We start from the raw sequence: 21,183 nt of genomic DNA, 5'->3' as shown, positions 1-21,183 counted from the left end.
GCTTGTATTTCTTCACATAATGCAGGTAGTCGCGTCCGACTACTACTGATCCCTGCATACGGTCACTCACGACCTTACCGGTAATCACCTGGCCGCGCACCGGTAAAGTGCCATGAAATGGACAGTTCACGTCATCGCATTCCTTCTCCGGAATGGGGACGTTCAATCCTGTGTTTTTAGCCATTATTTACCTCAGTTTCTGATTCGCATGCTGATCCTTTTCTCAGGCCGCATAACCAGCACCGACCCATCAACCCGTACATGGGTATCATCGGGAAGGCGCAGGTCAAAGGTGGCACACTTCTTTGCAACCCGGAGGATGCGGTCACCAGCACAGATATCGAGCATCTGCTTCGACTCCCCGCATACCACACCGGCAATACCGGTCTGGACAGGGTTTGAAGAGGCATGAACCCGTATCGGAAGCCCGATGAGTTCATGCCGGCAGATGTTCTGTGCGGTGATCATGTCTGTGTGTCTCCTTAGTGCCTGAAAAAGAATCAGGCGTTGCGGCGCTTGTTCTGCTCAGTGCTGATCCGGGCAATTGTTCTCCGGATTTCACGGATGCGTCCCGGGTTCTCCGGTGCGCCTCCTGCACTCACTTTTCCGTTATTCTCAACCAGTTCAAGCCTGAGCTTTGCAAGCTGCTCCTGGAGTTCTACATCACTGAAGTCAGCGACTTCTGCTGCACGAAAGATTGCCATAATCAGAGATCCTCCTGTACCGGAACGTCCTCAGACTGTTCGAGTTCAGCGTCAATCTCTGCACCAATGGCTTCCTCATCAATATCCTCACCCTCGTATACGGGCTCTTCCGGAACCACTGCCTGTGGTTCAAGCACCTCGAAGGTGTCAGGGAGACGTGCTCCGGGCGGGATAATCTTGACCTGGACACCAATGGTTCCCAGCTTCTTCACTGCAAGGGCAAATCCGTGATCGACAATGGTCACCGATGGTTCGCCTGCGTGCTTCACATGGCCTTCCGTAAACTTCTGGACACGTGAACGGGAACCGGTGACCTTACCGGAAAGAACAACCTCACAGCCCAGTGCACCGGATTCCATCACACGGCGGAGAACACTGTTCCCTGCCTTGCGGAAATACCAGCCGCGCTCGAGTGAGTTTGCAAGTCTCTCTGCCATAATCTGGGCATTGAAACTTGGCTCTTCCACCTGCTGTACTTCAATCTGCGGGGACTCGATACCATAGTCATTCTGGAGGTCAGCGGTCAGCTGGCGTACAACCTTTCCACCCTTTCCAATGACAATACCGGGTTTTTCTGCATAGATGGTGATCTGAGTGCCGAGCGGGGTACGGATAATCTCCATACCACCGTAGCCTGCACGTTTCAGTTCCTTTACCAGGAAGTTTTCAACACGTGCTGAGCGGACACCATCCGCTACAAATCTCTTCTCGATTCCCATATTATCAGGCCTCCTTCACTGCAATCTCGATGTTGACAGACTCTGCGTATTTCGGTGTGGCACGTCCCATTGCACGGGGGAAGATGCCCTTCATTCTGCGGCCGCGGGCTGCAGAGATCTTGTCAATCATGAGGTTTTCGGTGTCAAGACCGAGGTATTCTGCATTCTTCTCAACTGATTTGATCAGTTTGATGAAGTATGAAGATGCCTTGACGGGATACCGGCCGGCATCCCAGCCCTTCAGGCCTCGCTTGTGTGCAACATCTCTGTTGAACCGGCGGAAGGGTACTGCACGCTTCAGTGCAACAACATCCTCAAGGAATTCAATTGCGTCTTTGGTCTTCATTCCCCTGACTTCACGTGCAATCTCAATGGAGTGCTTGGGGGAAATCGGAAGTTCATTCGCCTTTGCACGGGCGCATTCGCCCTCTGTCTTAATAGAATATGCTGTTCTTGCCATTTCCATCACTTCAGGGGTACGAATTTACTCGACCGGGTTGCACCGATACCGGCACTGCCGTGGTTCACACGTCCGCGGGTGAGCGCAAACTCTCCCAGGTAGTGGAAGACTGCCTCGGGCTGAATCTCTACTTCAAGGAAACTCTTTCCGTTGTGGACTTCGATTGTCTTACCGACCATCTCGGGGAGGATGATCATATCACGGAGGTGAGTCCGGATACGTTCTTTGCCACCCCTGATGTCATGCAACAGGCTCTCATGTCCGGGGGAAAGGCCGCGGTTGACCCGGCGGCGAATCCGTGCAGGCATAATGGGCAGGAGTTCGTTCATGCCCATCTGCTGCAGATCTTCAATATTGTAGCCGTGGTAGGTGAATTCCTCTTTCCGCCTCGGCAACCTTCTCTGTGTCTTTTTTGCCATATCTGATCACTCCCGACTATTTCCTTCCGGTCCTCTTCGAGGCGATATGTCCAACTTTTCGTCCAGGTGATGTACCACGGGCAACGCTCTTTGGCCTGCCGACATGCTGGTGTCCACCGCCACCGAACGGGTGGTCAACGACATTCATACAGACTGCCTTTGTACGCGGCCATTTCGTTGCCTGGGATTTCATCTTGTGGAATTTCTTTCCTGCCTTGACAAACGGCTTCTCACCACGTCCGCCACCAGCGACGATGCCAATGGTTGCACGACAGTTCGCGTTGAACCATTTTTGCTTGCCGGATGGCATCTTGATACCAACCCGGCCTTCGTCCTTGCCGATGACCTGTGCCTGCACACCGGATGCACGGATGAACTTGCCACCGTCATTAGGGCGTGCTTCGACATTACAGACGTAGGCACCGACGGGGACTGCAGCAAGAGACAGGGTGTTCCCGTTCTTTACCGGAGCTTCAGGGCCCCATACAACCTTGTCGCCAACGCCCACACCTTCGGTGACGAGCATGAAGATCTTCTTTTTGCCGTCATCAAGCTCGATCTTGGCAATTGGTGCGTGCCGGGCAGGGTCGTGCTCGATATCGATCACAACACCGCTGACGGTCTCATCAATCTTACCCGGGTGCCTGAGTTCAGCCTTGTATTTGTGTGACGGTGCACGGTATGTAGGGCCTCCACGGCCTCGGTTCTGGGATATAATGCGTTTACCCATTCAAACCACCTTCAGAGGATTCCCAGCCGTGAAAGTATCTCTTCACCGGCTTTCTTGTCAGCAAATGTGACAATGGCTTTCTTCTGTCCTTTCATTGTCATTACCGTCGTAACAGATGTTACTTCGTGAGCAAACATCTCCGTGACTGCACGGGCAATCTGGTTTTTGTCTGCGGTATGGCGGACAATGAACTGGAGTTTGCCGTCAGACTCGAGCATCATGGATGCCTTTTCTGAGACATAGGGAGTAATAATTACCATCTCACATCATCTCCAGTTTCTTTAGTGCACCTGCAGTCCAGACGGTCAGGCGACCTGCCTGTGTACCTGGTGCAAGCAGCTCAGCGTTCAGCTGACCCACAGCGACTACATCCACACCGGCAAGGTTGACTGCTGCACGCAGCGGTGTTTCGCTGGTGACAATCAGTACGCTCTTGCGCTGTTTGTAACGGCGGCCACGCATCTTGCCACGGCCTGCACGCACCTTCTTGCTTTCTGCAGAGCGTTCTACATCGGCATATACACCTGCAACGGAGAGTGCCGCGACAACATCCTTTGCAGTGGTCAGACCCTCGAACGCGTCATCAAAGATGACGGGGACTTTGCCTTCAAAGAGATGTCCACGTGCGGAGATCAGTTCCTCGTTCATGGTTGCTGCAATAGCAGACCGAATTGCAAGGCGCTTCTCCTGTTTATTGATCTTGCGGACCAGTTTCTTCTCCACTTTGGGAGGATGTGCTGCGCGTCCACCGACTGCCTGTGGAATACGTGCAGCACGTGATCCGTTCTTCAGGCGCGGAAGCTGTGCAACACCACGGCCACTACCCCAGGAGACAGCGGATGTGCGCATCCCTGCCCGTGGATCGGTGCCGTGCGGCTGGTAGCGCTCGCTCTGAAGTGCAAGAACAGCGTTTTTAATGAGATCCGGACGGTAGCTCTCTTCAAATACTGCAGGAAGATCCATCTCTCCTGCTGAACCACCGTCAATTGTTGAAATCTGTGCCTTCATTCAGTTCACCCCTGTTTGCTGGCAACACTCACGTACTGGATTGCCGGTATGCGCTCGACATGTTCACTCTGTCTGGTTGCTGGACGCATTCTGATAAGACGCTTGCATGGACCAGGGACTGAGCCCTTGATTGCAACATATCTGCCTCTGACAAGACCATAGTTGGTAAATCCGCCTGCGGGGTTTACTTCCTCACCGGAATCACCGATCTTTAAGAGACGCTTGTTGAACTCAGTGCGCTGCTGGTATCCCAGCTGACCCGTCTGTGGGACCTGCCACCTGACATGGTGAGGGTGCCATGGACCAAGGTTACCGATATGACGCTTCTTACCACCGCGGGAATGTTTTCCCTTACGGGTCTGAATGCCCCAGCGCTTTACCGGACCATTTGTTCCCTTTCCGGTCGTAACCGCAGTAACATCGATGTACTGGCCTGTTTTGAGAACAGAATCAAGCTCGACTTCGGTGCCGAAGAGTGATATTGCATACTCAACACGCTCATCAATGCTGCCACCTGCAACACGCATCTCCATCGTGTCGCCAGTCTTCTTTGGCACACCGGTAAGTTCGGTGACCTGGGTCTTTGTGATAGCAAAGACATCGGTCACTTTACCGGATGCCACTACTTCACGGAGTGCTTCAAGACCTTCCTTGGACCAGGCTTCAGCGTATGCACGCTTGCCATAGGTGTCCTTTCTGTACAGGCGAATGCCAATCACAACCATCGCCGGAATCTCAACGATGGTGACAGGGACCATGATGTCCTTACCCTCGGAAGGGCTTTTATTGTGATCATCGACCATGACAATGTGAGTCATGCCCACCTTGTAACCGGCAAAACCCTGCAACACGGGTTCCCCGTCATGCTGGGGCCAAGAGTGGTATTTCGGTACCTGGCTCTTCGCACGCTTGCGGGGACTGTATGCAAGTGAACCTCTGCGAGGTCTGTGTATCTCGGACATTGATGTATCAATCCTAATTCTTGATTTTCAGTTGATGCTTCATTCTGCACCGGAAAATCCGGCACAGAACACATTCCGAGAATGAATTGGTTTTCAACTCAGGTCTGAGTTAACGATGTGGTCGGACGGACCGGTATTACTTCATGCCTGAACCTCACGGTATGGATTCAGAAGATCCTCATCCATAACTCTGTTCAGGCACCCGGCCCTTCACATATCTGAAAGATTCTTCCGGTGTGGACCGGAAAGACTCATTCTCTCAAATTGATCCTGACGGACTCCGTTTCTGCGCGCATCATTAATGCGCCAGATATGGGCTCGTTCCACAAAACGTCCACCCGTACGGTCCCATCAGATCCTACGTCTTTCACCCTGGTGTGTATGAACACAACCATATCCCGGGACCCTTCCCCGCAGCATATGCCGCGGGGAAAGTCACCATATAGTGACAGTCCGCCGGACGGGAAGCAGAAAGACTGCCGTTCCGTCCGGAAGACCACCATATATGTTTCCTAAATGTTTCTGTGAAAGGCATATAAAAGTATTGATAAAAAGAGTGAATGCAACAGAAAAACTCACCCGAAGTAGAGTTCCCCGTCATCGTTTATATAAATCTCAACATCTTCGCGCACAAACCGACCCTTAAACTTGCCGGGATTTGCCTCCTTCAGGCGATTGATGAGATTGATAGAGTCATAGCAGACCTTTATCCGTAGTTTCTCCGCCTCCTTATAGATTTCACCAACGGCATCAAAGAGATCTGTCCCGGTCTTTATTGTACACAGATGAGTCGCATCGAGCGTATAGAGAAATTCAAGCGTCTCCTTTGCTTTTTCAATATTCTCAGATGCTGCTTTTTCAATGGTGCACACATTTGCCTTGGATGTGTGGATGATATCTGCAATCTGCTGCTGTGTCAGGCCCTGTTTCCGGTACCTGAGCACCTCCCTCTGCCGCCCAGTAAGAAGACCTTGTTTCATTAACTTCAATATTTATTCCAATAACTTAAACTGTTTTCGTTAACCACCCCGGAGACACATCCCCGAAGGAAGGAATTCACAATGTTTATTACTGAACATTCTGATAGTTGAATGTTCTCAAATTTGAGAGGTTTAGTTATGGTAGTTAAAGTTGGAGTTGCAAAACTGGGCAACATCGCAAGCGGTGTTATGGTCGAGCTTCTGCTCGACGAGCGTGCAGACCGTGAGGATATGCAGACATTTATGGCAACAAGCGGAACAAAACTCGAAGTCGAGGATGTCGAGCGTGTTGTCAGTACCCTTATCGCATACAAACCAGACTTCGCAATCGTTGTCTCACCAAATGGTGTCCTCCCCGGCCCCACCGGCGCACGTGAAGCACTGAAAGCAGCAGGCATCCCTGTTGTCGTCATCACTGACGATGTCACCACCAAGAAGGACTGGGCAGAACTCAAGGAGAGCGACTTCGGATACATCATCCAGAAGGCAGACTCCATGATTGGTGCACGCCGTGAATTCCTTGACCCGTCAGAGATGTCTGACTTCAACGGCAACCTGGTAAAAGTTCTCACCGTCACCGGTGCATTCCGCAAGATGCAGATCGCACTTGATGCAGTGATTGACCAGGTCAAGGCAGGCAAAGCAGGCGCAGACCTCGAACTCCCGAAGATCGTCATGACCGCAGACAAGGCAGTCAAAGACGAGTTCACCAACCCATATGCATACGCAAAGGCACGTGGAGCATATGAGATTGCAGCTGCAGTCGCAATGGTCAATGTGAAGGGTTGCTTCATGACCAAGGGATTCGAGAACTACGTTCCAATCGTTGCATCCGCACACGAAATGATGCGCTCCGCAATGCTCCTCTGTGAAGAAGCACGCGAGATTGAGAAGGGCTGTGACGGCGTCGTTCGTATGCCACACAAGAAAGACGGTACAATCGTCTCCAAGACAACCCTCATCTCCAAACCGGAGTAAAACCACATACCCTTTTTTTAACTTAGTTGCCAGAGTTACGCAGGATAAACAACTGCAGGCAGCATTTTGCGTCCAGATAGCTGCCGGATACAAATCACAGGCAAACGCCATATACAAAAACGATCCGGCTGCGGATGATGACAGTTTTTTTGAAAAAACAACAGAGCAGGTGCTGTGCGCGCCCATCCGCCAGTGTCAATACCCCGTCTGTACACTGATTCAGGGCAGATAACCTGCGATATCTTCAGGAAGAGTCAGCACAACGGGTTCCAGGTGCATGCGTTCCATGAACGCAGAGTCGCTCATTGCCGTGACACCGGGATTTATGCGGGCGATAAGAGAGCAGAATGCGCGGAAGCCAGCGTCCGGCCGTCCGGCTGCATCACAGAAGAGTGACATATTAAACGCATAGTGCCCTGCCCTCCGATAGAGAGAGATCACCCGTTCAATCCCTTCTGCAAGAAGACCACACCAGGGTTCGAGCTCGCCTGCACACCGGACCGGAAGGTATGCACGCACCTCCTTTTCACCCAGTGGGACAGCATGGGCAAAGAAGGGCAGTTCATCGCCGAAGAGATGGCGGGGACCACCGATCTCCTCTTCAAGCAGAGATGCCCGGTACATGCTGCCGGTCCTGCGGCAGAAGGCTTCCGACTGTTTAATCGCAATACCGGCATGAAATGTCGGGGATGCATCCACCATTCCCTGCATATGCGGATGCAGCATACTGGCACCGGCCGAGGGCAAATGATTCCAGTTACAGGAAACGTAACCGCCATCACCTAAAAGAGCAGCCACCTGTCCACGGAGAGCATCCTCAATCCGCCCCGCCGCAATCTCTGCCGGATCATGTGCTTCGGTAATAACCGTCACCACATGCTTGTGCGCAAACGGATACAGATTCGGGAAGGTGACACTCTCCCCCACGGTGATACGCGAACCGTCGGGAAAGACCGGTGTCTCAGAATAGATTCGTTCCGGGCAGAACACACACGGGACTTCATCGTTGGAACCTTCAGGCCTGCGCGGAATGTCAATACCGCGATGAATCCGATCAGGCGCAATACGGCACTGCAGACCAGTTAAGAGGTCCCTGCGGTACTGAAACACGCCACTGTCTGAGCCATACCCCTCAACCTGAAATAATTTATTCATCCCATTCACTGCCGGTAAATACAGAGTAACCGATAGAATGTCAAAAGAAAAGAAAATGGTTTGGATATTGATCCGTAGTCTCAGATTAACTTTCCGAGAAGACGGATGGAGTTGGTCATGTTAGGACCAAGTGGAGAACCGAAGATGATCTGGGTGACACCAGATGCAGTAAGGTCTTCGCACTTCTGCTGAACCATGTCAGGGGTACCTGCAATGGTGAATGCGTCGATCTCCGCGTCACTGACGAGGCCGCCGACCGCACCGAAGTCGAAGCGTCCAAGTGCGTCTTTGATCTTGCCGACGTTTGCCTGGTCAAGACCGTGGCGGTCAAGAAGTGCAGGCGGTGAACCTGCTGCGATGAATGCTGCAACGATCTTTGCTGCGTTGCGTGCCTTCTTCTCGCTCTGGTCGATGGACATTGCGGTGTATGCACCAACATCAAACTTCTTGAACTTCTTCTCATCAACTGAATCGCATGCTGCTTTGATTGCCGGGATTGCAAGTTCAAAGTCCTTCGGGTTGGATGCGTTGATCAATGCGCCCTGACCGATTTCTCCGGCAAGGGTGAGCATCTTGGGGCCCTGTGCGCCGATGTAGATAGGGATCTGCTTCTTCTTTGCAGGCAGGGTCACACCGGTAAGCTTTGCACCATCGTAGTCGAAGAATTCCATGTTGCCGGTTTTCTTGACTTCTTCTCCTGCACAGAGGGCTGCAATCTGCTGGACACCCTCTCTCAGGCGTGAAACAGGCTTTGATGCCTCAATTGCAAGTTTCGGAAGGGTGGAAAGGTCACCAGGTCCGATACCAAGAACAGCACGTCCTTCAGAGATCTCGTTTAAGGTGCACATGAAGGAAGCAATTGCTGCCGGGGTGTCGGTAAATGTGTTCATGATACCCGGGCCCATCTTAATGGAGTCCGTTGCCTCTGCGATAGCGGCAAGGGTCGGGTAGCAGTGACGGTTGTTGTAGTGATTCGTAATCCAGGCAAAGTCAATATCTTTCTGCTCTGCAAGTTTACAGTAATTTACCACCTGTTTTACAGTGATATTTCCGGGGACAAATTCGATACCATAACTCATAGGTCTTTCACCTCAACTTCATATAACACATCGAGATTAATATACGTTATCATTTAACTGAAAATATATCGGGCATTTCCCTGCCATCACCCATCAAAACCCGAAATTATGGTTTAAATTCTAACCTGCCCTCTTATATTCCGGCGAATTTGAAACGAGCACCCAGAGATTATATTATTTATACGAACTTATCATACATCAGAGAGATAGAGTACACCGGTACCATTGGGTCTGCATAATAACCCACAGCACTCGGACCTGTGTACCGGATACGGAGAAATAATGAGAATACTTGCAATCGGGCTCGGCGGGGGGGGCACACGGATTGTTGATCTCCTGTATAGCCACGATATAAAAAGCAGAGTGAGGTGCGTCTCAGCGATTGCTGTCGATATAGATGGAAACAGCCTCAGACAGCTCTCAAATATACCGGATAATGCACGAATGCATTTCCCTGCAATCGATCCCACCGTCCATTTCGATGTGACCTCAACCATCAATGTGGAAGAGGTCATGACTCACATCCAGAAGATGGACACCTTTGAAATTGACTCCATCATGATCTTTGCAGGTCTGGGGGGCAGCCTGATAGATGCCATACCGCAACTTGCAACAGAACTGCGCAAATCTTTTATCGAACCCATATTCGGAGTCTGTACACTCCCGATGCACAATGAGGGGAAAAGGCTCTCATCAAAGGCCGCTGATGACATCGAACGGGCAAACAGCGCCCTTGATGCGATGATTCTCTTTGACAACGAAACCTGGCATAAACGCCTGAAGGCCGAGTATAATCAGTATAGTGTTGCGGAGGACACTGCCATCGGCCCATATAAACGCAAGGTATTCCCGGACAATCCACGTGACGTCTATAACATCCTGAATGAGAAGATTGCGCGCCAGATAGGCATTCTTCTCCGTGCGGGTGAATTCAGCGAAACGGGAGTTGAGGCGGCAGAGATCGTCCTTGATGCGGGAGAGGTCTTAAACACCCTGAAAGGGAACGACCTTGTTGCAATCGGGTATGCAACAGAATCCCTGCAGAACTCATTTATCGACCGGTTCAATCAGTGGCGTTCAGAGGCATACTTCTCGGAGACATCCCATAAACGGGCAACACGAATCGTCGCACTCGCCAAACGTGCTGTATATGAGGAGATCTCCATACCCTGTGACATCACCAGCGCAGATAAGGCACTTGTCCTCATCGCAGGACCGTCACAGGAACTGTCCATGAAAGGGTTTCAAACGGTCCGCAAATGGATTGACCGGAGCATCTCAGGTCTGGAGATGCGGTCAGGCGACTATCCGGTGATGGCCACCCGGTTTGTCGGCATCATCATCGTCCTCTCCGGCATTTCAAATATCCCCCGGGTAACCGAGCTCAATGAAATCCGGCGCGAGTATGAATCTGAACAGGAACATGCGGCTGAAGAAGAGATATGCACGCCGCAGCCGGAAGAAGGAACCAGCATAAGGGATGATGAAGCAGTGACATGGCCCCCGGCAACCGTTCAGACGGAGAACGGCACAAGAAAAGAGGAAGAGGAGACAATCCTTGATATCACCGATCTCTTTGAGAATGAGGCAGCTGAATCCGGATTCATTCATGACCGGGAGACAGAAACACCATCTGAAGAAGAGTATAACCCCCGGGATGATGAAGAGGAGTATCCCCTGTATTCCTCATCCGCCGCGAGAAGGGAAACACCACAGGCCGGACCAGATCAGGAGATGGACATGGCAGCAGATGAAGGCAAAATAGTGCCGAATGACGAAGTGCTCACACACGATGGCGTGGCACGCAGTGAGAGACGAAAAGAAGAGAACAGGGACGCGATGATCTCCATCAAAATGAAGCCGGGAAAAAAAGGCACCGATGACCAGCTCTCAATGCCCGTCCGGAATGAACGAACTGTCGCTGATATGACGCGGATGACAGACGGGGGAGGGCATATGGCACCAAAAGACAGCATCTTCGGTCTCAGGGAGATCCCCTCATCCGATAACAGGGGGCCCCGCGATACAGCACTTGTCGGGGAGAGGATCAGTATCGGCAGACATGACAAACGCCCCAACGATGCTTCTTTTGGCGGTAAAGGTGTCAGCATATCATCTGCCAAAGGACCAAACGATTCCGCCTACATGGGACATTCATTCTCCGTTACGTCTCAACCAAAGGCAAACGACAGTGGACTCATGGGAAATAAGATCTCTGCAAAGTCATCAAAAATACGCCCCAGTGACAGCACACTCACCGGCGATTCGGTGCGCCTGTCACGCGGCCCTCCCAAAACAAAGGAGGCTCTCAATGGGGATGTCAGGATGTCTGCACGGATACCCGCACCAAAAGATGACCTTCTCAGCCGTGCAGAACAGCGGAGGAGCAAGACGCAGGAAGCAGTAAAAGAGCCAGAGAAAGAATCACCCTACAAAAAAGGGACGATCAGCAGCGGCTACGAAAAGAATGAAGAACCGGAAGACGACGACACGACAGACGACCTCTTCTGGATAAAGTAATTACCGGCATGAAACGGCACCATTGCTGTCCTGGTAGCGTCCTTCATACTCCCGCGTTCCTTTTTTTACCTCATGCATGATTATCTGCACCACCCGTTCACCCGCAGAGAGACTGATGTCCTCCGGACCGGTATTCACAAGACAGAGTGTCAGCTGTCCCCGGAAACCTGGATCCACAAACCCGCCGCCGATGAGCACACCGCGCCTGCCGAATGACGATCGGCACATGAGGGTTGCTGCAACATCAACGGGGAGTTCAACTCGTTCAAGGGAGGCGACAAGCGTGCATTCCCCTTTTGAGAGGAGATAGTCTTCTGCTGAACGGAGGTCGTAGGACGCCGGCTGCTGTGATGCTTCGCTGTAAGGCGTTACCACCAGATTGCCTGACGTGATTCGTTCACGGATGTCTGACTCTGAGAGAATCATCGTATAATAGTTGTGACTGTGAAGGGAAAACTGCTGTCACCCGGACAGAAAGAGAGGCTCCAACCCAGAATGGTTATCACCCCGTACCACGAATAAGATGGGTGGATCCATAGGGTAGAGGATATCCTCTTGGGCTTCGAACCCAAGGACGCGGGTTCGATTCCCGCTGGATCCGTTCATTTTTAAGAACCAGTTTTTTAGTAAAAAAGATTATTCCAGGCGGATAAAATTCTGTCCACCCTGACCGATCACGATTGCATACGGTGTCTCAATGACGGAGTCCGGTGCATCCTCTGCCATGGCACGCACCCTGAGTTTATACTCACCCGGCGGGAAATCAGCCACATAGAGCTGGCGGGTATGAGCAAGTTCGCTCACAGGCCCTGTCACCGGTATTTCATCAAAGGTGATCCAGATGCCCTCACCCTCCTTCTGGTAATACAGATACTGGGTGGCCGTGAAGGCACCGGAATAATTCAGGTTCCAGTTTATTGTCAGTTCGTTTTCAATCACATCACCATTCTCTGCTTCAACGCATACGAGGTCGCAGACCTGCAGGCCGCTGAAGTTGAGACCGGTGGCAGTCAGGTTATCCACTGCAGTGATGTAGGTCTTTGGCAGGGTCAGGGAATCGGTGCCATTGTTGAAGATGATGGCCGAACCTTCTCCAAATATATTGATATTGCCTGGCTTCAGCACATTCAGCCTGAATACCGCCTGCCAGGTCTGCCCCAGATGAATGGTGCCAATTTCACTGGAATCAAAGCTGAGGCTCTGGCTCGCGGACCAGTCGTCCGTCTGGTCAAGTGTCAGGGGGCCCATGATATTGGGTGAGCCCTCTGAGCCGGAGACATTCCAGCTCTTCACAAGGGTGGATGCGCCATACTCGTATTCATATTCCAGTATCGGGTCATCGGGATCGTTTACCTGTGTGACATTGTTCAGTTCAAGATTGCTGAACATCACATCCATCTCTGTGTCCACACCGGCCTCAGTCTTCAGATCACCTGCGATGTCGGTATAAATCGCCACGAGTTCATCACCCGTGGGTGCATGATAATACGTTCCACCGGTAGTTTCAGCAAGCGTCCGGAGGGTTGTCACCCCATTGCCTGAAAGCCCATTTCCAAATGCGATTGAGTAGATGGTAACATTATGATTGGCGGCGTAGACGCTCAGATCCTGTTCGAATTCCGATAGGTCAGGATACCTCCAGTAACTGGTAGTCGCTGTCGAATAACTGGTCGCATACTTTTCGTAGTAGTCATACCCTGTGCCACGGGCAAGCGGGTCACCATAATAGTTGTAATCACCGTCTGAGAGCAGGATCACCGCCTGCACCGCATCATCACGCCCGTTTTCAATGATCTCTTTTATTGCAAGATACAGCCCGCCACGCATCGGGGTGCCTGACATCGGGACAAGATCATCAATGGTGCTTTCCACCGCATCCCTGTTTGTTGAGAGCGGAAGGTCCACTGTGGCGTAGTTGGAGTAGGATTTGCCATTGCCGGGATAATGAGCGTTGATATAGGAATTATCATCATATGAAGTAGAGTCCATTCCCGCCCAGTAATCATAGGAGTATGTGAAAATATTTGCCGTGCCTTTTCTTCCAAACGACGTTATCCCGACCGCGTCCCTGTTCTCGGCCATCTCTCCATTAAATGTCTTGAGGGCGCCCATCAAAGAGACCATCCTGTCAGGATTATCTTTTAGCATACTGCCGGACCGGTCCACCGAGAGCATCACGTCAATCGGGTCGGGGTAGAGCGCCCAGCCGTCACCTATCAGCCGGATGGTCACATCCACCGGGTCCCCCACCTCAACGGTTGCCGGGTTGACCTCGGTCTCCACCCGGAGATAGGGGTAGTTCTTCCACTCAAGATCAATCATCCGCGACACTGCACCCCAAGTTGCCAGAATGGTACATGATTCTGATGCGGTCACATTGTAATCCGGGTCAGAACTGTCAGTTTCAAAGGCCCCGGGTGTAAACTGCATCGTGGCAACGCCATCCAGGTTGGTAAGAGCGGTGTCGGCGGCGAGGGAAGGCGGTGCGGTTTGTGATGCAGAATAATTGGCCGGGGGCACCAGGAAGAAACTGACCTCTTCTCCTGCGACCCCGTTTCCATTCTCATCCGTTACCTTCGCAAGGAGATCCGCATGAAATCCGGCTGCCACATCAGCAGACGGCATCGACTGCGGGTTAGCCGTCAGAAGCATATCATCAGGAGAGGTGTTTGTGAAACGGACCACCTGGTCAATGGCAACAGAGACATTTTCCACCGCTTCGGCATGGATGGTGTATGTACCCATCCGGTCGAAGGGACCGAAGGTGAACATGATCTGGCCGTCACTGTTCGTCCGCCGGGTGAACTCATCGCCGATGACATCATCACTGAAGTGCACAGACTGGTTTCCGGACGGATTGCCGTACTGGTCAAACAGGTTGTATGTCAGGTAAAATCTGGATTCACCGTCTGCCGGTACATAGGGCGGGTCACCCGCATTCGGAACAACAGAGACAGCTATTGTATACGGTTCACCATCTGCAAGAGCGGTGATGGTCAGCCATTTGTCATTCAGTGCCAGATCCGGCACAATATGGATCAGGTACTTCGGCCCCGATTCTGTGCCTGCCCTAAATGTCGCAACAACAGAGCCATCTGCCGTGACAGCTACACGCACCGACTCTGCGTCATATCCCGTGCCGTCATAGAACCCTGAACCGGCATAGGATGTGGTTTCGAATGTCACACCCTCCGGCGTGCCGCCGGTTGCACCCTCATAGAGGCTCGTTACCATATTGCCATATGCATCCTCCATCGTCATCGTGACATCCATCGTTTCGTGAAGGGTGACTTCACTGTCAAATGCGATGTTTCGGATCTTCATTGGAGTATTATGGTCAATCGGCTGATACACGGTCCGGTAATAGTCATACCCGATGTCATCGGCGGTGTAATTGATCTGCACCTGTATCGGTGCATCTCCTGCTGTATTCTCTGATGCAGAGAAGACCGTTTCATAGGGCATAACGGTTGCAGGCCATTCCGTGACATCGCCATATGTAGCCTTCTCAACCGAGGTAAACTTCACAAAATGGATCACCGGCGAGTCGTCTCCGGTATAACTGACCCTTATAGTCGAAGAGATGCCGCTGCCCGCAACGAGCCATCCGTTATCATCATGCAAATCTGCAGGATCTCCGTCATCGATGATGAAATCGACAGAGACATCTGTGTCTGTAACCGGATCTGCTGATACCATGAACGGGAGTACACCCACAATAACTCCCAATACCAGCAGAATTCGTAATGAATTCCTCATATATTTTCCCCCCACAATTATACTTTTTCACAAAATACAGCAGGCGTGTCAGACACACGCCACATGCTACAGTAGGGATATGTCGATACGACATATTTAAGTATAGGTGAAAATACCCAAAAAGAAAAAATTGGTATACCCTTGTCAGAGATGCCGGGTTTTCGGGGGGCGTTTACCCCTTCGTTTCAGAGAAACATTTCCGCGTTTCAGGTATATCACTGCCACAACAAGAATAATCCCGACAATAACAACGAAAAATAGAGGATTAAAATCCTTATTCATCTCAATATCAACGGTTATTGCTGTGGCACCCAGAGGAATCTCGCGGGTAACATCAACAGGTGCATACCCCTCCTTCCGGATGGAAATAATGTACACCACATTGCTCTTCAAAGGTGTTGCAAAGGTGCCATCCGCTTTTGTTATACCATAGTATATATCATTGGCAGAAACACGAACCCCGGAGACCGGATTAAAATCGTTGTCATGCACCGTAACCGTAACAACAGTATCTGCACTATCCAGTTCAATGAGGATATCCTGCAGGGAGTCATCGGCCGTCACAGTTTTTGTGACTGTGGTAAAACCGTCCTTTGCCACCTGCACTTCATGCATACCGGCATTAAGGTATACAATGCCCGTCCTTCCATAGTCACTGGTTGTACCGGTATTCTCACCATCAATGAGAGTTGTTGCTCCTCCGACAGGTATCTTATCCGAACCATACACAGAGATTGTCACGGGATAGAGTGTCTTTGAAAGCTCTGCACTGTACACCAGCACATCACTTGCAATATAGACTTCATCCGAATAGGCAAGATATTCATCTGCAGTGATACGGATGGCATGAGTGCGTTCCCGCTCAACAAATGAGGTGACCTTTCCGTCCACACCTGTTTCACCAAAGAAGATACCGTCAATATAGACGTCCGCACCGGAAAGGGCAGACCGGGTATCCTTGTCTTCCACTTCCACGATGAATACATCGTTACGGATCAGGCGGTAGTCAACTGCTTTGGCGGTATTCTCCACCACCACCGTCTTGTAGAGAGGATCATAATTGGTCGCACGGATCTCTACGTTAAATACATCGCCTGCTTTTACGTTAAATCTGGCAACTCCCTCACTCCCCGTGGTGACACTGTTGGCATAATCCCTTCCGGTCACTTTCACCAGCGCATCGGAGACAGGTTCGAGACTGTCGGCATCATATACGGTGACCGTCAGGGTGGTTGCCTGCCGGGACATCTCTGCACGGATACTTGTCTGTGTTTCAGGGAGCAGTGACTGCCACGGAACGTAGCCGGTCTTCTCCAGTCCCAGCCGGAATGATGTGTCCAGACTATGTTCATAGAGATACTGGCCGGCCGAATTCGTCTCCCCCTCATAGAGTCCGTTTACATATATCTTGGCACCTGAAATCGGACTGCTGGTGGTACCATCCACTGCGATGACCGTCAGAACGACGGCCTGCCCGCAACCACAGAGCACACCCAGCAGAAGCAATACAGAAATGCTGCGGTACCAATTCATAAAAGAAAATATCATATTACTATCATTTAGTCCATTCGGTCGATATCAATGGACTCCCGGGGAATTCTGTCAAGGAGCATCCCCTCCACCACTACCGGAAACAGGCGGCGTGCCTCCTCAAGGGCCCGGCTCAGGTGTTCCTCACTCCCCGCATAAATCGTATAGATGGTCTCCCCTTTCCTCACCTGGGTTCCTATCTTCGCATTACAGTAGATACCTGCCCCCTTATCATGCGGTGCACCTGCAGTGCGGGCAACAGTGATCAGACCGGAATTATTGAGGCTGACCACATACCCGGATACCGGAGACGGAATAGCAGCGTGATGTGCCCCGGGAAGAATGTCTGATGAACGAACGTCCGGTTTACCACCCTGCACCGCAATAATTTCACGGAATTTTTCCAGTGCCGCACCGGAGGAGAGCAGAGAACGTGCCACCCCCTCTCCCTCGCCGCGTTGAGCTTTCCCTGCCATCTCAAGCAGGATACCTGCGATTGCCACACTCTTTTCAATGAGCGAGTTGGGAGTGGTTGCCCCTTCAAGAACAGAGAGAGCCTCTGCCACTTCGAGGTTCGGCCCGATGGCACGCCCCACCGGTGAGTCCCCGTAGGTGACAGCGCACTCCACCTGCATGCTCAGGCGGCTGCCTATTTCGATGAAGTCCTGTGCCAGCCGGCGGGCATCCTGCATGTTCGATACCTTGGTGGTGGGGCCGACCGGGATGTCTATCACGACCATCTCCGCCCCGACGGCAAATTTCTTTGCCATGACACTGGCGATCATCTGACCGCGTTCGTCTATCTTGAAGGGATACTCCACCCGGATGATCAGGTCATCGGCCGGTGCGATATTCGTCGACCCGCCCCAGACGATCACTCCACCCACCCGGTTGGTCATCGTCTGCACCTCATCTGCGGTGAAGTTGACCGGGGCAAGGACTTCCATTAAGTCTGCGGTGCCGCCCGCACCGGTGATGGCACGGGAACTGGTCTTGGGAATGGTGAGACCTGCAGCAGCGATGATGGGCACTATAAGGAGCGTAATCTTGTTGCCCGGCACACCTCCGATGGAGTGTTTGTCCACCACCGGGTGGCCGGCAAATTCGATGCGTTCGCCGGTCTCCACCATGGCACGGGTAAGAGACTCCACCTCATCGAGGTCCATGCCATTGATGTAGCTTGCCGTGACAAAGGCGGTGATCTCATTGAGGGAGAGGTTTTCGTTCACCATATCCCTGACAATGGTCATCATCTCCTCGGCGGTGAGACGCCCTTTGTCCATCTTCTTACGAATGAGCCGAATCGATGGTGGGGGTGTCCCCGTATGCACCTCGACTGCATCCCCGTCACTGAGACCCAGATCAGAGCACGTGACATTATAGAGGGAAATAGTACCGGGAGTGAGTAGGGATGTGGTAATGTCAACGACTATGGGGGCAGATTTTCCGGTTTCCCGGTGGATGACACGGAGACGGTCACCGTCAAAGACTCCGAGGCTGCGTGCATCCTCTTCATGGATAAACGCACCACGGCCGGCAATATCGACACGTTGTACTAAAAGCTGCATACAGTTCACCTGGCAGAAGAACGCCTCTGCCACACTAAAGAGAGAATTGCAGGGGCATGTTGATAAGATTACCTGATTGCAGCGGTTATGAACATCCTGCAGCACCGGATGTACTCAGTCAGAGAAACAACAGAGAAGAATGCCACCCGGAATGCGGCTTTTTAAAAAAAAAAGTTGGGTTAATTTAGTCCTTGCGGACAATGAGTGCTGCTACAGCGCCAAGGCCGATGAGAGCAACAAGAACACCAAATCCAGGTGCTGCTGTTTCATCAGGGGTTGGCTCTGCGGTAGGCACTGCAGTAGCTGTTGCGACCGGAGTTGTGTCCGGGGTTGCAGTAGCGACTGGAGTTTCCTCTGCTTTGAGGACATTGAAGGTCTGTGTTGCAGTCTGATCTGCTACAATACCCTGTACCTTTACAATGTACTCGTCAGGAACAAATGCAGATGCATCAACTGTAAATTCCCAGACATTCTCGCTGTCTTTGTCACCTGCGGTAACAAGGACAGTGCCGGACTTTCCGGAGAATCCGCTTGCCTGAGTCTTCTCAGCTGGTCTGAATGAGGAGGAGGACACATCAACAATCAGGCTGTCGCCAACTGCGAGGTTGGTGGTACCGCTGATGGTGAAGGTATCGCCCACATATTTGTCGCCGATTGGACTGATGATGATAATTGGCTCCTGGATCATGAAGGTGAGCTTGTAGTAGGTATCATCAATGTCTGCACTGTTCATTGCATCGACAAGTGCTGTTGCTGCGTTGGATCCCTGGAGACTACCTGGACCTTCGAGGATGAAGACAGGTGGTAAGAGACCACCAACAGCGAGAGTCTTGTCAAGAACCGGACGGACAACAGAGGTCTGACCGGGTGCAGGGTTTCCTGCCTGAGGTGCAAGGTCAAACTGATCGTTGGTCATCGGGTGCTGAACAACAACGAAGTACTGACCGGGTGCAAGGTCTGAGGTGCCTGAGAATTTGTAACTGAAGGCACCGTTGTCCTCAACGGTCTCGGTGGTGTAAGAGACGTAGTTCTTACCGAGAATCCAGATTGCAACACCCTGTGTGGGGTCGCCCTCTGCGTTGCCGGTGATGTACATGTCATCGCCCTTTGCAACGGTTGCTGAGGAAGTGGTTGCTGTAACAAACGGCTGTTTGATGCTAATGGATACAGTTCCGTAGGTTGCGTCGTCCCTGCCCAGATCATTCTGGTTGGTTGCGGTGGTGACTGCATAGATGGTGTATGAACCTGCATCGAGGTTTACGCCTGCTGTGTCCCACTTGTACTCCCAAGTGTCGTCTGTTTCAACATTTTCTCCACTCCATACTGCACCGGAGTCAAGGAGACCGTCGGGGTATGGCCAAACGCCAACTGCGGGTGCGGTGTTAACTCCGTCACGTGGGTCCTCGATTGAGCCGCCCTTGTTGGGTAGATTCGGGCCGGTGATATAGAGCCAGGTGTAGTCACTGTCGGTGTTTGTACCTGAGATGACAATTTCCTGACCAATGTAGTATGAGCTGTCGCCGGATGTGGTAACTGTGATGTCACCAGCTTCGACCTTTACCTTGACGGTGTCATAGGTTGGGTTGTTTGCGACAACTGATACTGGCGGAACTGCAAGTGCATTTCCGGTGAAGTAGTCAGCTCTGATAGTGTAGGTCTGGTCCTTTGTGGTCTCGTCAGTGCCGAAACCGACTGTGCGGCTACCGGAGCTTGCGAGCTTGACCATTGCATAGTAGTCATTTCCACCAGCGATAGATACATCAGCAGCGACTGTCTGTCCTGCACGGAACTGGTAGAGTGCTGCGTTGTCACCTGCAGGAGTGCCTGCGACGAAGACTTTGTCCTGGTTAGGTTTGATGAACGGTGCGGTGTCGGGTGCGGTGACACTGCTGGTTCCCTTTACCCAGAGCACGTAGTACTCGTCAGGCCGTCCGGTGATGGTGACTGCGAAATCGTTGTTGCGGACAACAGTGTCCTTGTTGGACTCGACTTTTACGTCATCTTTGCCGACTTCAAGGGTCTTGACAGCTGACTTGGTGACGCCAGTCACAGTTCCTACGTTGTCCTTTGCACCGTTCAGGTTGACCTGTGCATAGAACGAGTAGACACCAGCCTTGTAGTCAGGCCGGTCAAGTGCCCAGTTCGAGTCAAGTGTAGCACCAAGCTGTGGAACACCAGGCAGGAAGAACTGTGAGGTGGTCGGGGCCAGATTTGTCAGGTCGCTTGTGGTAAGTGCTGTCTCATCGTTGAAGAGTGCAGTGTAAACAGTGCCCTCTTCGTCAACAACAACTACCTTGATGTTGGTGTTGTCTGTACCCGGAGAAAGACGCTGATTAACAACCTGGTAGAGGTTGCTGTCAACACGGAAGGAAATGTACGTACCGTCTTTGACAACACGCTCGTTGGTCATGTCTTCACCAGTGCCAGTATTGTATGCCTTAACATCAATTGCGGACATCTGAACGTTGATAATCACAGTGGCAGTTACAGGTGTAACTGTTCTGTCCACTTCATACCAGTTACCAGTGCGGGTCTGGAACGTTGATGGTGAAATTACTTCACTTCCAGCGGTCTGCGTGGTATAGGTTGCTGATGGTGATGCTGTCATTGGG

Annotated in this window: 19 protein-coding genes, 1 tRNA gene and 1 pseudogene; 3 read left to right on the top strand and 18 right to left on the bottom strand. The window is 51.8% G+C overall.

The features are described from left to right. From rps17p to MKMG_RS05970, 11 genes and pseudogenes are all read right to left on the bottom strand, one after another. Window positions 1-184: pseudogene (gene rps17p, locus MKMG_RS06020) on the bottom strand (30S ribosomal protein S17); the annotation flags it as partial. A gap of 8 nt (window positions 185-192) precedes the next feature. Next, window positions 193-468 carry a ribonuclease P protein component 1 gene (locus MKMG_RS06015; RefSeq protein WP_165076585.1) on the bottom strand — a complete coding sequence of 92 codons (276 nt, stop codon included), beginning with the start codon at window positions 466-468 and terminating at the stop codon, window positions 193-195. Window positions 469-500: 32 nt separating this feature from the next. Then, window positions 501-704 carry a 50S ribosomal protein L29 gene (gene rpmC, locus MKMG_RS06010; RefSeq protein ID WP_062396591.1) on the bottom strand — a complete coding sequence of 68 codons (204 nt, stop codon included), beginning with the start codon at window positions 702-704 and terminating at the stop codon, window positions 501-503. 2 nt (window positions 705-706) lie between these two features. Further along, window positions 707-1,423, bottom strand: a complete 717-nt coding sequence (locus tag MKMG_RS06005) for a 30S ribosomal protein S3 (RefSeq protein ID WP_165076583.1) — start codon at window positions 1,421-1,423, stop codon at window positions 707-709. A gap of 4 nt (window positions 1,424-1,427) precedes the next feature. After that, on the bottom strand, window positions 1,428-1,883 hold the full coding sequence (locus tag MKMG_RS06000) for a 50S ribosomal protein L22 (protein ID WP_165076581.1): 456 nt from the start codon (window positions 1,881-1,883) through the stop codon (window positions 1,428-1,430). 5 nt (window positions 1,884-1,888) lie between these two features. After that, window positions 1,889-2,302: a 30S ribosomal protein S19 gene (locus tag MKMG_RS05995; RefSeq protein WP_165076579.1), complete on the bottom strand. Its 414-nt coding sequence runs from the start codon at window positions 2,300-2,302 to the stop codon at window positions 1,889-1,891. Window positions 2,303-2,318: 16 nt separating this feature from the next. Next, on the bottom strand, window positions 2,319-3,032 hold the full coding sequence (locus MKMG_RS05990; protein ID WP_165076577.1) for a 50S ribosomal protein L2: 714 nt from the start codon (window positions 3,030-3,032) through the stop codon (window positions 2,319-2,321). Window positions 3,033-3,043: 11 nt separating this feature from the next. Further along, complete coding sequence (locus MKMG_RS05985) at window positions 3,044-3,292, bottom strand: 50S ribosomal protein L23 (protein ID WP_165076575.1); 249 nt, start codon at window positions 3,290-3,292, stop codon at window positions 3,044-3,046. A gap of 1 nt (window position 3,293) precedes the next feature. Further along, window positions 3,294-4,040 carry a 50S ribosomal protein L4 gene (gene rpl4p / locus MKMG_RS05980; RefSeq protein ID WP_165076573.1) on the bottom strand — a complete coding sequence of 249 codons (747 nt, stop codon included), beginning with the start codon at window positions 4,038-4,040 and terminating at the stop codon, window positions 3,294-3,296. Between the two features lie 5 nt (window positions 4,041-4,045). After that, window positions 4,046-5,002: a 50S ribosomal protein L3 gene (locus MKMG_RS05975; protein ID WP_165076571.1), complete on the bottom strand. Its 957-nt coding sequence runs from the start codon at window positions 5,000-5,002 to the stop codon at window positions 4,046-4,048. 575 nt (window positions 5,003-5,577) lie between these two features. Beyond that, the gene (locus tag MKMG_RS05970; protein WP_165076569.1) at window positions 5,578-5,982 is read right to left on the bottom strand and encodes a Tfx family DNA-binding protein; all 405 of its coding nucleotides are present in this window, start codon (window positions 5,980-5,982) and stop codon (window positions 5,578-5,580) included. Between the two features lie 138 nt (window positions 5,983-6,120). Here MKMG_RS05970 and MKMG_RS05965 point away from each other — a divergent pair, with 138 nt between their 5' ends. Then, window positions 6,121-6,960: a F420-dependent methylenetetrahydromethanopterin dehydrogenase gene (locus MKMG_RS05965; RefSeq protein ID WP_165076568.1), complete on the top strand. Its 840-nt coding sequence runs from the start codon at window positions 6,121-6,123 to the stop codon at window positions 6,958-6,960. Between the two features lie 219 nt (window positions 6,961-7,179). Here the strand turns inward: MKMG_RS05965 and MKMG_RS05960 are convergent, their stop codons facing one another. Continuing rightward, window positions 7,180-8,115: a galactose-1-phosphate uridylyltransferase gene (locus MKMG_RS05960; protein WP_165076566.1), complete on the bottom strand. Its 936-nt coding sequence runs from the start codon at window positions 8,113-8,115 to the stop codon at window positions 7,180-7,182. An 80-nt stretch (window positions 8,116-8,195) separates the two neighbouring features. Then, complete coding sequence (locus MKMG_RS05955; protein ID WP_165076564.1) at window positions 8,196-9,194, bottom strand: 5,10-methylenetetrahydromethanopterin reductase; 999 nt, start codon at window positions 9,192-9,194, stop codon at window positions 8,196-8,198. A 282-nt stretch (window positions 9,195-9,476) separates the two neighbouring features. On the opposite strand from MKMG_RS05955, the gene MKMG_RS05950 reads away from it, so the two are divergent. Beyond that, on the top strand, window positions 9,477-11,714 hold the full coding sequence (locus MKMG_RS05950) for a tubulin/FtsZ family protein (RefSeq protein ID WP_165076562.1): 2,238 nt from the start codon (window positions 9,477-9,479) through the stop codon (window positions 11,712-11,714). On the opposite strand, the gene MKMG_RS05945 is transcribed toward MKMG_RS05950, so the two are convergent. Then, the gene (locus tag MKMG_RS05945) at window positions 11,715-12,140 is read right to left on the bottom strand and encodes a dCTP deaminase (protein ID WP_165076560.1); all 426 of its coding nucleotides are present in this window, start codon (window positions 12,138-12,140) and stop codon (window positions 11,715-11,717) included. It lies immediately after the preceding gene. A 103-nt stretch (window positions 12,141-12,243) separates the two neighbouring features. On the opposite strand from MKMG_RS05945, the gene MKMG_RS05940 reads away from it, so the two are divergent. Continuing rightward, window positions 12,244-12,315 (top strand) — tRNA-Arg (locus tag MKMG_RS05940). Window positions 12,316-12,350: 35 nt separating this feature from the next. On the opposite strand, the gene MKMG_RS05935 is transcribed toward MKMG_RS05940, so the two are convergent. The 4 genes from MKMG_RS05935 to MKMG_RS05920 all read right to left on the bottom strand — a co-directional run. After that, complete coding sequence (locus MKMG_RS05935; RefSeq protein WP_165076558.1) at window positions 12,351-15,473, bottom strand: VWA domain-containing protein; 3,123 nt, start codon at window positions 15,471-15,473, stop codon at window positions 12,351-12,353. 144 nt (window positions 15,474-15,617) lie between these two features. Next, window positions 15,618-16,979 carry a PEGA domain-containing protein gene (locus MKMG_RS05930; RefSeq protein WP_165076556.1) on the bottom strand — a complete coding sequence of 454 codons (1,362 nt, stop codon included), beginning with the start codon at window positions 16,977-16,979 and terminating at the stop codon, window positions 15,618-15,620. A gap of 53 nt (window positions 16,980-17,032) precedes the next feature. Continuing rightward, window positions 17,033-18,571: an AMP phosphorylase gene (locus MKMG_RS05925; RefSeq protein WP_165076554.1), complete on the bottom strand. Its 1,539-nt coding sequence runs from the start codon at window positions 18,569-18,571 to the stop codon at window positions 17,033-17,035. Between the two features lie 184 nt (window positions 18,572-18,755). Next, window positions 18,756-21,183 (bottom strand): MEMAR_RS02690 family S-layer glycoprotein (locus MKMG_RS05920; RefSeq protein WP_165076552.1); only part of this gene is annotated, 2,428 nt, incomplete at its 5' end.

The sequence above is a fragment of the Methanogenium sp. MK-MG genome (genome assembly GCF_009914725.1).
GTDB lineage: Archaea > Halobacteriota > Methanomicrobia > Methanomicrobiales > Methanomicrobiaceae > Methanogenium.
This window is presented reverse-complemented; position numbering and strand designations above follow the sequence as displayed.